The sequence below is a fragment of the Nocardioides convexus genome, from assembly GCF_011090295.1.
Window position 1 is genome coordinate 3,259,331 of record NZ_JAAMYA010000001.1, and the last position, 13,868, is coordinate 3,273,198.

At 69.5% G+C, this 13,868-nt stretch carries 21 protein-coding genes and 4 pseudogenes; 12 read left to right on the forward strand and 13 right to left on the reverse strand.

Annotated elements, in window-relative coordinates; translation table 11 throughout:
* Positions 1-104: 104 nt before the first annotated feature.
* The 8 genes and pseudogenes from merB to G5V59_RS24390 form a co-directional block, all read right to left on the reverse strand.
* A pseudogene (gene merB, locus G5V59_RS24355) lies at positions 105-338 on the reverse strand (organomercurial lyase); the annotation flags it as partial.
* 777 nt (positions 339-1,115) lie between these two features.
* Positions 1,116-1,301 (reverse strand): hypothetical protein, encoded by a 186-nt coding sequence (locus G5V59_RS24360; protein WP_278258192.1) that lies wholly within the window; start codon positions 1,299-1,301, stop codon positions 1,116-1,118.
* A complete protein-coding gene (locus tag G5V59_RS24365; protein ID WP_278258193.1) occupies positions 1,298-1,531 on the reverse strand; it encodes a MerR family DNA-binding transcriptional regulator in 234 nt (77 codons plus the stop codon). Before G5V59_RS24365 ends, G5V59_RS24360 begins: the two co-directional genes overlap by 4 nt.
* A gap of 125 nt (positions 1,532-1,656) precedes the next feature.
* Positions 1,657-2,121 (reverse strand): hypothetical protein, encoded by a 465-nt coding sequence (locus tag G5V59_RS24370; RefSeq protein ID WP_278258194.1) that lies wholly within the window; start codon positions 2,119-2,121, stop codon positions 1,657-1,659.
* 247 nt (positions 2,122-2,368) lie between these two features.
* Complete coding sequence (locus G5V59_RS24375; RefSeq protein ID WP_278258195.1) at positions 2,369-3,070, reverse strand: hypothetical protein; 702 nt, start codon at positions 3,068-3,070, stop codon at positions 2,369-2,371.
* 516 nt (positions 3,071-3,586) lie between these two features.
* On the reverse strand, positions 3,587-3,865 hold the full coding sequence (locus tag G5V59_RS24380; RefSeq protein ID WP_278258196.1) for a helix-turn-helix transcriptional regulator: 279 nt from the start codon (positions 3,863-3,865) through the stop codon (positions 3,587-3,589).
* A 216-nt stretch (positions 3,866-4,081) separates the two neighbouring features.
* Positions 4,082-4,213 (reverse strand): tyrosine-type recombinase/integrase, encoded by a 132-nt coding sequence (locus G5V59_RS24385; protein WP_278258197.1) that lies wholly within the window; start codon positions 4,211-4,213, stop codon positions 4,082-4,084.
* Entirely contained in the window at positions 4,210-5,097 is an 888-nt protein-coding gene (locus tag G5V59_RS24390) for a hypothetical protein (RefSeq protein ID WP_278258198.1), read from the reverse strand. Before G5V59_RS24390 ends, G5V59_RS24385 begins: the two co-directional genes overlap by 4 nt.
* A gap of 240 nt (positions 5,098-5,337) precedes the next feature.
* Between G5V59_RS24390 and G5V59_RS24395 the strand changes: the two genes are divergently transcribed.
* From G5V59_RS24395 to G5V59_RS24445, 11 genes are all read left to right on the forward strand, one after another.
* Positions 5,338-6,345 (forward strand): hypothetical protein, encoded by a 1,008-nt coding sequence (locus G5V59_RS24395; protein WP_278258199.1) that lies wholly within the window; start codon positions 5,338-5,340, stop codon positions 6,343-6,345.
* Positions 6,345-7,313, forward strand: a complete 969-nt coding sequence (locus G5V59_RS24400; RefSeq protein ID WP_278258200.1) for a hypothetical protein — start codon at positions 6,345-6,347, stop codon at positions 7,311-7,313. Before G5V59_RS24395 ends, G5V59_RS24400 begins: the two co-directional genes overlap by 1 nt.
* 36 nt (positions 7,314-7,349) lie before the next feature.
* Positions 7,350-7,568 (forward strand): hypothetical protein, encoded by a 219-nt coding sequence (locus G5V59_RS24405; RefSeq protein ID WP_278258201.1) that lies wholly within the window; start codon positions 7,350-7,352, stop codon positions 7,566-7,568.
* 120 nt (positions 7,569-7,688) lie between these two features.
* Positions 7,689-8,249: a hypothetical protein gene (locus G5V59_RS24410; protein WP_278258202.1), complete on the forward strand. Its 561-nt coding sequence runs from the start codon at positions 7,689-7,691 to the stop codon at positions 8,247-8,249.
* A 17-nt stretch (positions 8,250-8,266) separates the two neighbouring features.
* Positions 8,267-8,467, forward strand: coding sequence for a M23 family metallopeptidase (locus G5V59_RS24415; RefSeq protein WP_278258203.1), 201 nt, complete (start codon positions 8,267-8,269; stop codon positions 8,465-8,467).
* A gap of 88 nt (positions 8,468-8,555) precedes the next feature.
* Positions 8,556-9,455, forward strand: a complete 900-nt coding sequence (locus G5V59_RS24420; RefSeq protein ID WP_278258204.1) for a hypothetical protein — start codon at positions 8,556-8,558, stop codon at positions 9,453-9,455.
* Positions 9,456-9,504: 49 nt separating this feature from the next.
* On the forward strand, positions 9,505-10,476 hold the full coding sequence (locus G5V59_RS24425) for a hypothetical protein (RefSeq protein ID WP_278258205.1): 972 nt from the start codon (positions 9,505-9,507) through the stop codon (positions 10,474-10,476).
* A gap of 53 nt (positions 10,477-10,529) precedes the next feature.
* A complete protein-coding gene (locus G5V59_RS24430; RefSeq protein ID WP_278260035.1) occupies positions 10,530-10,919 on the forward strand; it encodes a TraM recognition domain-containing protein in 390 nt (129 codons plus the stop codon).
* A 21-nt stretch (positions 10,920-10,940) separates the two neighbouring features.
* Positions 10,941-11,309 carry a hypothetical protein gene (locus tag G5V59_RS24435; RefSeq protein ID WP_278258206.1) on the forward strand — a complete coding sequence of 123 codons (369 nt, stop codon included), beginning with the start codon at positions 10,941-10,943 and terminating at the stop codon, positions 11,307-11,309.
* Positions 11,306-11,647, forward strand: coding sequence for a hypothetical protein (locus G5V59_RS24440; protein WP_278258207.1), 342 nt, complete (start codon positions 11,306-11,308; stop codon positions 11,645-11,647). Before G5V59_RS24435 ends, G5V59_RS24440 begins: the two co-directional genes overlap by 4 nt.
* Positions 11,648-11,656: 9 nt before the next feature.
* Entirely contained in the window at positions 11,657-11,884 is a 228-nt protein-coding gene (locus G5V59_RS24445; protein ID WP_278258208.1) for a hypothetical protein, read from the forward strand.
* A 168-nt stretch (positions 11,885-12,052) separates the two neighbouring features.
* Here the strand turns inward: G5V59_RS24445 and G5V59_RS24450 are convergent, their stop codons facing one another.
* Together G5V59_RS24450 and G5V59_RS24455 are read right to left on the reverse strand one after the other, a co-directional pair.
* Complete coding sequence (locus G5V59_RS24450; protein ID WP_278258209.1) at positions 12,053-12,262, reverse strand: hypothetical protein; 210 nt, start codon at positions 12,260-12,262, stop codon at positions 12,053-12,055.
* A 23-nt stretch (positions 12,263-12,285) separates the two neighbouring features.
* Positions 12,286-12,429 (reverse strand): annotated as a pseudogene (locus tag G5V59_RS24455) (transposase); the annotation flags it as partial.
* A 2-nt stretch (positions 12,430-12,431) separates the two neighbouring features.
* Here G5V59_RS24455 and G5V59_RS24460 point away from each other — a divergent pair.
* A pseudogene (locus G5V59_RS24460) lies at positions 12,432-12,688 on the forward strand (transposase); the annotation flags it as partial.
* Between the two features lie 13 nt (positions 12,689-12,701).
* Here G5V59_RS24460 and G5V59_RS24465 read toward each other — a convergent pair.
* The 3 genes and pseudogenes from G5V59_RS24465 to G5V59_RS24475 form a co-directional block, all read right to left on the reverse strand.
* A pseudogene (locus G5V59_RS24465) lies at positions 12,702-13,027 on the reverse strand (hypothetical protein); the annotation flags it as partial.
* 122 nt (positions 13,028-13,149) lie between these two features.
* Positions 13,150-13,527, reverse strand: a complete 378-nt coding sequence (locus tag G5V59_RS24470) for a helix-turn-helix transcriptional regulator (protein WP_278258210.1) — start codon at positions 13,525-13,527, stop codon at positions 13,150-13,152.
* A 165-nt stretch (positions 13,528-13,692) separates the two neighbouring features.
* Entirely contained in the window at positions 13,693-13,863 is a 171-nt protein-coding gene (locus G5V59_RS24475; RefSeq protein ID WP_278258211.1) for a hypothetical protein, read from the reverse strand.
* Between the last annotated feature and the right edge of the window lie 5 nt (positions 13,864-13,868).

The following is a 13,868-nucleotide window of genomic DNA, read 5'->3' on the forward strand; positions in this document are numbered from 1 at the left end:
GGGTGTCGGGCGTGAGGAGAGCGCCGAACAGCGAGCCGGCGAGTCTCCTCCGCCTCGATCTGGGAGAGGACCTGCCCGAGGATGCTCGGGTGCGCTGCGGACCAGGCAGCCGCGGTGGCCTGGCTGGCGAACAGGTTGAGGTATCCACAGCAGCAGTCCGCGGACGGGCCGCCACCGGCGTCGGCGCCGACGAACGCCACAGCGTCGTGGGGGTTCCATGTGGTGTGCCCGTTGTCGGTGGTGATGGTGATCTGTTCCCCGGTGATCGGGTCCTTGGTGTCGATGCGGACGTCCTGGCCCAACATGACCGGGATCCCGAGTGCGTCGATGCCGCACATGGCGTGGACGCTGACACCGCTGGCGATCGCGACTTGGTGCCGGGTCGGGGCAGGCTGAGAACGGGTACGCCACGACGACGTGGCCGTGTTGGTCGAGCCGGACGGTGTCGCTGTCGTGCAGCGCGCGCAGCGCTCCGGCCAGGGTGCTCGAGGTGGCGCCGGTCGCTCGGTGCAGGTCCTCGATCGTGGGTGGTCGTCCGGTGCTGGCGAACGTACGAAGGATCGCTTGGTGGACCGCTCGTTGGAGCGCGTCTTGGGGCAACGCGCGAGTTCGCCAGCCTGCTGAGCCGCTCGCCGGGGGTGCCGCTCGCGCACTCGGCCGCGTCATCGCCGCCTCCTGACTCCCCACTCGTCATGGCAGCGAGTGCGGCGCGCAGTTGGTCAGCGGTCGGCGCCGGCACGATCTTGTTGTCCTCGTCGCGGTACAGCCGGCACGAGATCCCGCACTCGCACGCGTCTTCGGTGGCGAACGGGTCGACGCCGTTGATCAGCAGGGTGGGTGAGCCGGCCATCCCCAGGGCCCGGGCATCGGCTTCAGTCTGCACTTCGCGGGTGGTCGCGGGGATGTCGGTGGCCTCGCGGAGGCGGTCGAGCATCGGCGCCAGGTTCGGGCAGTCCGGAACGTGCAGAATCTCGATAGCCGGTGTGGCCGGCGTGGCCGGCGTGGCCGGTGTGGCCGGTGTGGCCGGTGTGGCCAGTGTGGCCGGTGTGGCCGGTGTGGCCGGGGTTGCCGAGTTGGTCGGCTGCGGTGGGTTGGTCACGATGTGCTCCGGCTGGTCACGGGGTGGTCGGGGTCGGGCGAGGGGTTGCGATCGCTTCGAGGAGGGCGCAGTCGCGGTCCGCGGTCGGACGCTCGCAGGTGGCGATCAGGTCGCTCAGCGAGGCATGCATCCGCTGCAGGTCGGTGATGCGTGCCTCGAGGTCGGCGCAGCGGGCCTGGGCCAGGCTCGCGGGCGGCGTCACACGCCTCGGGGCCGCCGGCATCGAGGTGGAGCAGTTCTTCGACCTCGTCCAGGGTGAAGCCCAGCTCCTGTGCCCGCTTGATGAACCGCAGCAGACTCGACTGCCGTGGCGGGGAAGTCGCGGTAGCCGCCCGGTGTTCGGGGCGGCGGCGCCAAGAGGCCGCGACGTTCGTAGTAGCGCAGGGTCTCGGCGTTCACGCCGACGCGCTCAGCCAGTTCGCTGGTTCGCATGACCCCATCCTGAACCCCGGACCTAGGTACGGGGTCAAGTCCCGGTGTTGCGGAGTATTGCGTGGTGCTCCGTGCTCCTGGTTGCGGGAGAGGGCCGGGGGTGGCTGAGGTGTTCACCATTGAGATCAGCGACGACGCTTGGCTGCTGCCCCGATCTGGGTCTGCCGGTCGAGGCGCTGAGTTCGGGAGTCTTTGGCGGGTCTGCTCAGGTTCGAGGTGTCGGTTCGGCGGCGACCGTCAGGTCGGGGTGCTCGACGGTCTTCAGGTAGCGGGTGGCGCCGTCGACGCTGAGGCCGAACAGGTCGCAGATGCGGCGTACGTCGCCGCCGGTGGCGTGGATCTCGTGCAGGATGCGGTCCTCGCGCAGCGCCTGGGGGCGCAGCGTGATGCCCTTCCAGGGGAAGCCTGTGGCCCACGGGCACGAGCCGCGGTGCGGTGCGCCGGCTGACCAGCAGGTGCGGGTTGATGGAGCCCGGCCAGCGGCGGTTGCGGTGGTCGAGCCAGGCCGCGAGCCTGGTGCGCACCGGGGCGGCGAGCGGGATCACGCGGTCCCCGATCGTGAGGCGCCCGTCGACGATGTCGGTGAGCATGATCTGCCGCAGCCTGTTTGCCGGTGAGTGCGTGGAAGGCGATCAGGGCGACGGCGAGTGCGACGACCGGGTCGGGGTGGTTGAGTCTCGTCGCGGATAACGGCGGGGTCGAGTGCGAGTGGGATGTTGCCGTTCAGTGGCGTGTGCTTGAGGCCTCGCATCGGGTTGGCGAAGATCAGTCGGCGGCCCTTGAGGGTTCTGAACAGCGACTTCAGCCCGAGCTCGGCCGCGTGTCGTCGACCGGGGTTCAGCGGCAGCAGGGCGGCTTCGATGTCGGCGCGGGTGACCTGCGCGAAGGACTTGTAGCCGGCCTCGACCCAGGTGTTGACCACGGTGACCAGCCCCATGATCTGGATCCGCGCGGTCTGCGGGTCGCGGGGCACCTGCCGGGGTGGCTGCTGCGAGCCGTCGAGCATGACCCGCAGCCACAGACTCGAGGTGTTCGCGCATCAAGGGCGGCAGGTTGGCCGTCTTTGCGGCGAAGTAGACCTCGACCCGGCTGGGCCGGTCCTCGATCAGCAGCCCGGCCGTGGCGAGTACGTCGATGGTCGAGGCGATGTTGCCGGCGTAGCGGGGCAGTTGCAGGACGTCGGTGGCCCGGATCTTCGCGGTCGGAGTCTCGCGCAGGGTCTGCAGCAGGCGCAGCGATCGGGTTACGTCGTTGCGTTGACGTACCGACCAGCCGTACCGCTCGGCGTGCTCGTTGATGATGGCTGCGCAGTAGCGAGTCAGGCTCGCTGTCCTCGGTCAGGACCCGCCGGCGGACGGCCTCGGGGTCGGGCGCCATGTCGAACAAGGGCAGTTGGACGGTGTCCTCGTCGTCGAAGCCGGTCCCCGCCGGGTAGGGCAGCCGGTTCTTGTGGCGGCTCTTCCACGGTTCGCTGATCGCCTTACCGGCCCGCGGCCCCGGGGCCGACAGGCGTGGCGTGACGCGCTTCTTGAACAGCATGTTGGCCAAGAACAGCTTGCTGGCTGGTGGCGTTGGCGCCGACCAGGTCGAGGGCGCGGCCCGGCTCTTGGGTCATCTGTGCCTGTTCCACACAGAGTCGGCAGGCGCCCGAGTTCCCGATCCGCGCGAGTCGGCCGCAGAAGTCGCAGACGCCCTCGGGGTAGTGGGTGCGCCACCAGCGACACGGCCAGCAGGTCCAGTTGTAGCGCGGGTAGACACCCCACGCCATGCAGCCCTTGCACGCCCCGGGGCGTTGCGGGCTGCGTGGGTGGCACAGGCTGCACAGGCCTTGGCTGAAGTAGTCCTTCGCGGTCCCACAGGTGCGGCACGGCGGGGCGGGGAACGGTCCCCCGGGCAGGCAGTCGTAGCAGAAGTCGACCCGCGGATTGGTCCAGGCGACCGGGTTGGCCTGGCACCGGGTGCACCGCGGCGGCAGACGCAACGGAGCATCGGGTCCGGGCGCCGGCATCGGCTCGTCGTTTCCTGGTTGCCAGAGGTCGTCGACAGCGGCGGGGTCTACAGCGGCGGGGTCGACCGTGGCTTGCCGAACCGCGGGCTCACAACAGGGCTGGCGCTGCCGCCGTTCGGCTTGTCGTCGTTGCCGGTGACTGCCTCGGCGTTGCCGGCCCGGCGGGCGGCGACCTTCTCGGGCTCGGGGGTCATCAGGTCGTTGGGGGTGCACTCCAGCACCGCGCACAGCACGTCGAGCTCTTCGAGCCTCATCGTCGGCGGGGTCCCTGCCCACCACGACGACATCTTCCCGGCGCTGATCTCCAGACCGGCCTCGGCCAGCATCCGGCGCAGCCTGTGCCGACTTCCAGATCCCTCTCTCAGCGGCGCGAAGCCGCAGGCTCCACTGCATCTGCGTCCTCTCCTTCGGTAGTCGATCTGGTCTCGTCGATGGTCTTGTCGTGATGGGCGCAATCGGCCCGGCGTGTTCAGTCGGCGCGGAGTCCCAGCCGGGCCCCGACCCGGTCGTTGGCGGAGTTCCAGGCGTGCACGATGTGCTCGCTACGTACGTGGATGTAGCCCGAGGTCGTCGCCAGCCACTGGTGGCCCAGCAGGCTCCTGGATCGCCTTGATGTCCATGCCGACCTCGTACAGGTACGAGGCGCAGTAGTGCCGAAGGACATGCGGTGTCATCCGCTCCGACCACGCCGGCAGCCACTGATCAACCTGGATCGCCAGACCTCGGCGCAACGCGTTGGCGCCGACGCGACCGCATCGATCCAGGTCGCGGTCGAACCGCTCCGAAGGCAGCATCGGTGCGTCCGGGTTGTCCCAGTCCTGGCCGTACTGGTGGCGGACCTCGGCCAGCCACCAGTCGATGAGCCTGGTTGGCGCCGTTGATAGCCGGCACCAGCCGTGGTTTGTAGCCCCGGCCGCGGCTGCCCTTGCCGAACCGGACATGGAGCCTTGCCGAACTCGCCCAGGTCGGGACGCCAATCGCGGATGTCGAGCATCACGGTCTCGTTAATCCGCAGGCCCAGGCGGCGCCACAGCGATGCGGCGAAGTAGTCGCGGGCTGCCGGCAAGTACTTGCGGGCCTGCGGGATCGAACTCCGCCAAGCGGTGAACAGGGAGTCGATCTCCTCATCCGAGGGCGGGACGCGGACCTTGGCCAGCGACGCCCCGGACTGACGGTTGAACTCATCGATGGGCTGCTCGACGAGCACTCCGGTCGCCCGGCGGATCGTGCCCTCGTACCGGCCGATCACGAACTCGTAGAACAGCGACAAGGTGCCGGCCTTGCCGGCCCGGGTGGCGACGCTGTGACCCAACCGGCGTTGCTCTGCCAGGAACGAGTCGGCGTCGGCGCAGGTCGCCTCCCACAGCGGCTTCGTCAGCGACCGCGCGAACTCGATCACCACTGCCCGGGTCTGGCGGATGTGCCCATCGCTCAAGCCGGACGCCGACATCGCAAGCGCGTACTGATCAACGATCTCCTGCTCGAAGTCCTCGGCTGCCTGCGCACTCGACAGCACCAGTTCGCCCGCACCGCCACCCGGCAGCGCCACCAGACCCATCAGCCATTCAGTTCAAAGGAGCCGACCATGCGTCGATGCTACAGCGAAACCGTCAGCCACGGTGACGGTTCATCGGTTCACGGCTCAGTGAGCAACGAACCGACGCCACCTGCGCGAACGCCGGTCGGAGCCACAAACACGCTGATCGAACCTAAGTGCCTAGAGACAGCCGCCTGAGGGCGCGACCTTCGGATTGACCTGTCATGAAGAAGTCTGCTGCTCGCCGGACTGCCGGTCCTGATGATCTTCATGGGGCTCCCGCTCCTCATCAGCCTGGTGGTGGTGATGAGCACCACCGCGGCCGCCCAGTGCCGCACCCAGACCAACCAGTCGGCGCCCACCGAGTCCGGTGACCTCGGGGCCATCGACGGCCCCGTGGGCAGCCCGGTCAAGGGCAAGATCACCTTCGCCCAGGCCAACATCCCGCGGCGCTCCGGCCTCGAGGGGTTCCGGGCATCCATGCCCAAGGTCCTGTCCAAGAACCCCGAGTTTGTCACCCTCAACGAGGCCAGCGGCTGGAGCATCGCGCAGATCGAAGACGCCGCCCCCGGCTACTCCGCCTTTCGAGTGTCGACCCCGGCCGGAACCGGCGCCGGCGCCGAGCAGGCCATGGGCAACGTCGTGCTCTGGAAGAACTCGACCTGGACCAAGGTCAACGGCGGCCGAGTCCAAACTCGTCGACGACGACAAGACCTTCTACCACGGCCGCCCGGTCACCTGGGATCGCTTCGCAACGTGGGTGATGCTCCGGCGCGCCGACGGCGCCGTGGTCTCGGTGGTCTCCACCCACCACATGACCAACCCCCACAAATGGCCTCGCCAGCACGGCAACCCGCCACTGACCCGGCCCCAGCAGTACGGCGCCGGCATGGACATCCTGCTGCAGCTGCGCGCACTCCTCGCCACCCACGGCCCGGTGCTGATCGGCGGCGACATGAACACCCAGGCCTCCTACACCGACATGCCCTGGACGGCAGCCGCGAAGATGAAGGCCGCCGGCTACGGATGGCACAACCACGGCGTCGACTTCATCTTCTTCCCCCACCACCAGGGCGCCCGCCTCGAGCAGGGCTGGGACGGCACGATGGTCTCGGACCACCACTGGCTCTCGGCCCGCATCGCCATGAACGGCGCCGGCCCGGAGGGAACCCCCGAGGCCACCACCGGCAGCGAGGGGGTTGTGCCGGCGGCGTACACCGCGAAGACGGCGGCCGAGGCGCCGGCCGGCGACGTCCTCGCCCAGCCTGATGCGCCTGCGGTTCGCGTCCAACTACCCGACCCTGACCGCCGAGCAGGCCCGCAACGCGATCACCATCGCCCAGGTCGCCCGCGACCTCGAGATCCCCCCGCTACGGGCTGCAGATCGCGATCGCCGCCGCGATCCAGGAGTCCAAGCCTGGTCAACCTCAACAGCGGTGACCGCGACTCCCTCGGCCTGTTCCAGCAGCGCCCGTCGACCGGATGGGGGAGCCCAGAACCAGATCACCAATCCGGTGCTCGCGGCTCGCGCGTTCTTCGGCGAGGCACAGCACACCGGAAACCCGGGCCTGCTCGACATCCCGGGCTGGCAGAACATGTCGCTCACCCAGGCCGCGCAGGCCGTCCAGCGCTCGGGCTACCCCGACGCCTACGCACAGTGGGAAGACGTCGCCGGCGACATCACCGACCTCCTCGGCGGCGACCTGCCCGACCTTCCCGAAGACGGCTCGACCACCAACGTCGCCAACTGCCAGGACGACACCGTCAACCCGGTCACGATCGGGACCCTCAACCTCCTCGGTGCCGGCCACACCGACCAGGCCGGCGAGCGGCCCGGATACGACACCTGGGACAAGCGCCTGCCTGGCGCCATGCGGACGATCGAGAACGCCGGCGTCTCCATCGCCGGCCTCCAGGAGGTCCACCCGCCCCAGGCCAAGGCCCTGGCCGACCGCTACGCCGCGAAGTGGGGCATGTACCCGGCCAGCGGCAAGGCCCAGAACCGGGTGATCTGGGACCGCAACGAGTGGGAGCAGACCGACGCCCGGCTCGTGCAGATCCCGTACTTCGGCGGCAAGGACGTCGGCATGCCGCTGGTCCAGGCTGACCGGCACGGCCGGCGGCCCCAGCGCCGGACAGGTCATCTGGGTCTGGAGCATCCACAACCCCGCGAACACCCAGGGCAACGCCGCGGGACACCGCAAGGAAGCGCTGCGCCGCGAGCCTGGCCACCATGACCGAGCCTTGCCGGCACCGGCACGCCGGCGGTCATCGTGGGCGACTTCAACGACGGCAGCGACGGCAACAACTCCTCGCACTGCGCGCTCACTCCCGAGCCTGACCAACGCCTTCGGCGGCTCCGCAGAACCCTGCAAGAAGCCCAAGAAGGACGCACCGATCGACCACGTCTACGGCGCCAACCTCACCTGGGCCAGCGCCGAGGTCGACAACAGCACCAAGGCCAGCAAGGCTCGCCGATCACCCGTTGGTGACCGCCACCACCGCGGGCAGCAGCGCCGGGTGCGCCGTCGACTCGAGCACGACGGAGGCCAAGTACAACCTCGGCCCGGTCAAGCCGCAGCTGACCCAGACTGGTCAACATCCTCGGGCCCATGTTCGACATCAAGACCGTCGGCGGCTACCGCGCGAGCGCGACCGACCCCAACGGTCACCCCGCCGGACTCGCCGCGGACTTCATGGTGCCGCTCAACGCCGCGGGTCGCGCGCAGGGCGACCGACTCGCCGCCTACGCCAAGACCAACGCGAGCAAAGCTCGGCATCGACTACATCATCTGGTACCAGCGCATCTGGTCGGTCGCACGCGCCTCCGAGGGCTGGCGGCCGATGGAGGACCGGGGGAGCGCCACGGAGAACCACCTCGACCACGTGCACATCAACGTCAAGCCCGGCGCCTCCGTCCAGCCGGTTGGCCTCGAGGGCGCATCCTGCGACGAGGTGGTCTACCCGGTGCCCGCGCAGTACATCGGCACCGACAACCACAACTGGCACGAGACCGGCCCCTACTGGTCCAACTGGCACACCGGCACCGACTTCTCCGCCCCCTGCGGAACCACCGTCTACGCCGCCCATGCCGGCACCATCGAGATCGACACCACCCAGGGGTGGGCCGGCCCGCAGGCTGGTCAAGGTCACCACCGGCGCCGGGTCTCTGACCACCTGGTACGCCCACATGCAGACAGTCACCGTGGGCCGTGGCCAGACCGTCGCCGCCGGCGAGCCGATCGGGCGGGTCGGCAAGGAGGGCAACGTCTCCGGCTGCCACCTCCACTTCGAGGTCCACCTCAAGAACGGCTCGATCTACGGCCCCGACAACGTCGACCCCTCGACCTGGCTCGCAGAGAACGCATCGCGTCCGAGCCACGCAGTCTGACCGGGCCGTGTGATCGCACCGGGGACCTGACGGCACATAGGTGACCAGCGAGGCCCAACACGTGACCTAGACCCACGACCGCCCGGAGGTGGCCAGACCGATGCAGCGCGAGCGACGACGAGACCCCTACCCCTGGACCTGGGAGGTCCCTCTGGCCGTGACGGTGGCGACCCTGTTCGTCCTCGTCATCGGCATCCAGGCTCGGCCGAGCCGTCGCCAACCTGATCGCCGGCGCCGGATGGACCTGGCCCGACGCCAACGCCGGCACGTTCCCCTCACCCATCGGCACCGCGTTCTGGACCAGCCTGCCGCGAGTCCTTGGCGGCAACGCCCGAGCCGGGCTCCCCAGCCCCGCCCCCGACGACCTGGCCGGCCGCGGCCTGGTCTGGGGCGGCATCGCCCTGACCGAGTCTCACGTTGCTGGCCGCGACCATCTGGGCCGGCGTATGGGCCTACCAGCGCTGGGGTCCGGGCCGCATGCGCGGCATGGCGACCGCCGCCGAGGCCGAGAAGCCTGCTCGGCGTCACCCGCCTCCGCAAGGTCGCCGGCATCGTCCGCCCGGACCTCTACGGCAAGCACGCCGCGACCCCGGCGCCGGTCCAGCGCGCCATCGGCGACCTCACCGAACAACCCGGCCCACAGGCTGGGCCACGGCCTGAGCCCGTGGCTCCTGGACGGCCGCCGAACGAAGGAAGACCGATGAGCAACGAGACACCCCTGCGAGGTCACCCGACCATTCGCGCCCGCAGCCGCCGACGCCTCGGCGGCATCATCTGTCGTCGACGCGGCCACCGGCCCGTACTCGTCGAGAAGCACTACTACGTGGGTGTCGGCGACGTGGAGCTCGTCGGCGAGGCGCGCGACCTCCTTTCGGGGAACACGTTCCCGCTCCTCGGCCGCCGCGCAGAAGAGCGCCAGGGCCGCGCGGTGATCTGCCGCCGATGCCTCGCTCCGTGCGGGGACACCGTTCCGGAGGTGGCTCGATGAAGCCTGAGGTTCGACCCCTGGGACGTGGGCTGGCGCATCGGCAACGCCTATGAGCCGCGAGGCGGCGAGTTTGTGGGTGCCGTGGGACCGCACCGCCGGCGTGATCGGCCCACAGGGCTCCGGCAAGACCCTCGACCTGCTCACCCCGGCGCTGCTCGGTGCACCTGGTGCCGCCCTGGTGACGCTGACCAAGGTCGAGGACCTGCTGCTCAGCCTCAGCGAGCGGTCCCGTGACGAGCGGCCGTGCGTGGTCCTCGACCCCTTCGGTCTGGCCGAGGGCATCTGGGGTCACGGTGTCGATGAGTTGATCTGGGACCCGATCGCCGGCTGTGTCGACCCGAAGGTGGCCGAGCGGCGCGCCAAGGCATTCACCGCCGGCACCGTGAAGGGCGCGATCACCGGCGGCACCGGCGACGACGCCGCCCGGTTCTACGCGGCCGAGTCCGCGAAGGTGCTGCAGGGCTACTTCCACGCCGCGGCGCTGACCGGGAAGACGCTCGAGGACGTGCTGCAGTGGGTGGCCAACCCCACGGCGGCCAACGAGCCGATGGAGATCCTGCGCCGCCACCCGCACGCCGAGCCGTTCTGGCACGGCCTCCTGCACGGAGCGCTGAACGGTGACGACCGCACCGCCGGCAATACCGTCACCACGGTGCAGCAGGCGGTGTCGCTGTTCTTCCAGGCCGACATCCGCCGCCGCTGCATCCCCAGCCCGGGCCACCCCGCCACCGACCTGGCCGACGTGATCCGCCGCCGCGGCACCATCTACCTCCTCGGCCGCGAGGACCCCTACGCCTCGGCCAGCCCGCTGATGACCGCCGTCGCCGAGCACGTCCTGGACACCGGCCTGCTGCTGGCCAACAACTCCCCGTGGGGAGGCCGGCTGTGCCCGCCCCTGGTCTCGGTGCTCGACGAGCCTGCCCTCAACTGCACCGCTGCCCACGTTGCGCACCCGGATGGCCAACGAGCGGGCCCTGGGGCTCTCGTTCATCTGGGCCGCTCAGACCCGCCCTCAGCCTGACCAGCATCTTCGGCGAGCACGAGGCTCGCGCGCTGCTCGGCCTCACCAACACCCTGGTAATGTTCGGCGGATCCAAGGACGTCGCCTTCAACCAGGAGATCTCCGACCTCCTCGGTCAGGTCCGGATCGGCCGCCGCACCCACCGCGGCAGCGGTGGCGGGTACGAGGGCGACGACATCGCGATCATGCGGCCCGAGGAGGTCCGCCAGTTGCCCGAGCGGCAAGCCCTGGTGATCGCCGAGAACGGCAAGCCGATCATCGCGAAGCCTGCACCGCTGCGTCGAGGGCAAGGCCGGCGAACGGCTCCTGGCCGACCAGCGGGCGCTGCGCGAGCGGCTGACCAACGACCGGCGCCTGGTCATCACCCCCGAGGCCCGCGCCACCGCCGCGCTCGTCGAGGCCCGCCGACTCGGCTTCGTCGACGACGAGAACGACCACCATGACGGTCAGGCAAGGAGTGAACTGTGACCACCGAGCAGCAGACCCGCCGAGCGGCGCCAACACTGATGGTCTTCCCGTTCCCCGTCCCCGGCAACCACGTCCGGCTCGCCTACCGCGAGCTCCGCATCGCCATCAACGGCACTGAGGAGCAGAGGAAGGCTCTGGGCAACCACGCGCTGCTGCCGCGGCCCTGGGAGCCGGCATCCTGCCTGGACCCCAAGCCTGCGTCACGACCTGTGGGAGTGGCTCGAGGACGTCGTGATCTGGCTCAACCGCGAGTACACCTGGGACGTCTCCGGCCTCATCCCCAGCCTGCTGGCCCCTGCACCCGCACCTGGTCCACGAGATCGCCGTCCTGGCCGACCAGCGCCGGCGAGCCGGCCTGGCGATGACCAGCGACGCGCTCGAGGAGTGGCACCGCTACTGCCTGACGGCGTTCACCGACCGCATGCGCAACAGGCTGCGCGCGCACTGCGACGACGAGCACAAGAGCCTGGCCGGCCAAGCCCCGCCACAACGAGCACCTGGCCGACGCGAGGCGCCAGCGACGCGAGAACACCTTCGCCTACGACATCGACGCCCTACCCGCCAACAGGCGGGCACACGAACAGCGGCCGGCCCCGGCAGGCCCACCGAGGCTCGGCCTGGTCGACCTCGACACCGGCGAGATCCACGACGGCGACGAACTCGGCGCGCAGCCGCGCACCCGCACCGAGAAGGGACCACGTGAATGATGCACGTGAAGGAACGCTCCGAGGACATCGGGCGAGTCCAGCGCGCACTCAGGCGTGCCGAGCACCGAGGAGCAGCGTCAGCAGTTCGAGGCAGCGGGCGAGGACCTCGAGGAGCGTGCGACGGCTGCACGCGGCCGCCAGGGGGAGCACCCTGCGATCCCGTCGACGTCGTCGACCACGGACGTGGAGCTCACGCCCACTTCATCGCGATGAAGCGGCCGCGACGGTCTTGAGTCGGCCTCACAGCGCCTCTGAGAGTCGCGGAACCCCGTCTGGCCGGGACTCCTGACCCCGTCCGGTTGTCAGTGAGCGATTCTGAGCGCGCTCGCCGCGGCTGCTGTCCAGGCGTAGAACGGCCCCGATCCCGCGTCCGCAGTGCTTCTCCTCATGGTAGCGATCGCCTACCTCGGCGGCGCCTTCCTTGTGGTCGCGGCGCTGGCGAAGGTCCTCTCGTCCTGGTCCGCCAGCCTGGCGCGCGCTGCCACGCTGAACCGGTCGACGACGTCCTGCGGACTCGGGCCGCCGCGGCGATGGCGGCCGTCGCCGCTCTGGCGAACGTCGCGCTCCCGGCGACCGACGTCGTCGCCTACCTCGGTACGCCTCCCGGCCACGGCGCACTCATAGCTTCCGTGGGTCATTTCCGGCCGAGGAGGGTGGGTCGGTGGCCGCTGAGGTTGAGCATGGCCAGCGCCATGAGGGCGTCGGGGCTGGCGAAGCCGAAGGCCATGCGAGTTATCAAGCGGATCTTGGTGTTGACCGCTTCGATGAATCCGTTGGAGGAAGAACCCCGAGAACCTGACCACCCGACAGCAGGCGCAACTCGCCTGGATCGCGAAAGCCTGAGCCCACAGTGCACCGCGCCTGCCTCCTCAAGGAAGCGCTCCGACTGGTGTTCCAGCCTCCCCACGACGAGGCCGTCGAGGTGCTCGATGCGTGGATCGACTGGGCACGTCGCTGCCGGATCGAACGGTTCGTGAAGGCTGCAGCGGACCATCGTCAACTACAAGGCCAAGATCCTGGCATCGATGGAGCACGGCCCGAGAACACCCGCACGGTCGCCTTGTCCCGCCCGACACCGGCCCACACCAGCCGGCCAGTGTCGTGGTCGACCACGATAGTCAGGTGCTTGTAGTTGCGCAAAAGATCTCATCGATCCTGATCCGACGCAGTCCGGCGAACAGGTCGAGTCCACCGTCGATGTCGTCCCAGACCTGGGCGGTGCGCACGGTGCACCCGTGTCGCAGACGCCGCAGCCCGCGCGTCGTGGTCGGACATGGGCGAGAGGACGAGTCTCGTCTTCCTCGTCGAACTCGACGTCCTCGATGACGGTGCTTGTCGACGCCCAACAGGGCGCGCCATAGGCTGGTGTTTCGCACGCAATTCTCCGCTCCGTGGTCCTGACTCCTACAAGCCAGAAACCTAGAGTGGGAGCGGCGTGCGGCCGTTCAGGCGCGATCGACCACCCTCGGAAGCGTCATAAGAACCGTCGTTGTCACGTTTAGGGCATCAAACACCGCCTCATCTGGAGCAGCAGGAGCGCACCCCGGCCTTCGTGTGCAGTGCGCATGCTCAGGCTCGGTCCGCGGCGACCCACGTTGCGGAATTCGCTTGGCGACTTTCCCGTCCAGCGCTTGAAGGCGTGGGAGAAGTTTGCCAGGTCGCTGTAGCCGAGGTCGACCGCGATCTGGCTGATCGTTAGGGACTGGTCGAGCAGGCGGACGATGGCCCTCTCACGTAGCAGGGATTGTCGAACCTCACGGAAGGTCGTGCCCTCGTCGTCAAGGCGTCTTTTCATGGTGCTGGGGGAGACGCCGAGGAGTGCCGCGACGTCCTGGCTGCTGCTGCGTCCGGGATCCTCCTCGAGCAGGCGCCTCACGCTCTCCGTGACGCTGGTGGCGCTGGTGCTCCGCTCGAGCGTGCGGCGCAGGCTCGGTGACGGCCAGGCGGTAGGCGACCGGGTCTGGGAATCGGCAGGGGGCTTGGAGGGTCTCGGCGGGCACGTCGATGAAGGATGCGTGTGCGTCGAAGGCCAGGCGTCCGGTCAGGAGGCCTGCGTAGCCTTCCGGAAACCGGGGGCCTTCCAGGCCAGGTGCAGCGTGACGCCCGGCGGCGAGCCGGCCAGCATGTCGAGCAGCCGAAGCAATGCCGCGCCACCGTAGGTAATGACCAGACAGTCGAGATCGGGATCGCCGGTATGGCCGCTGAGACCCACCGTCA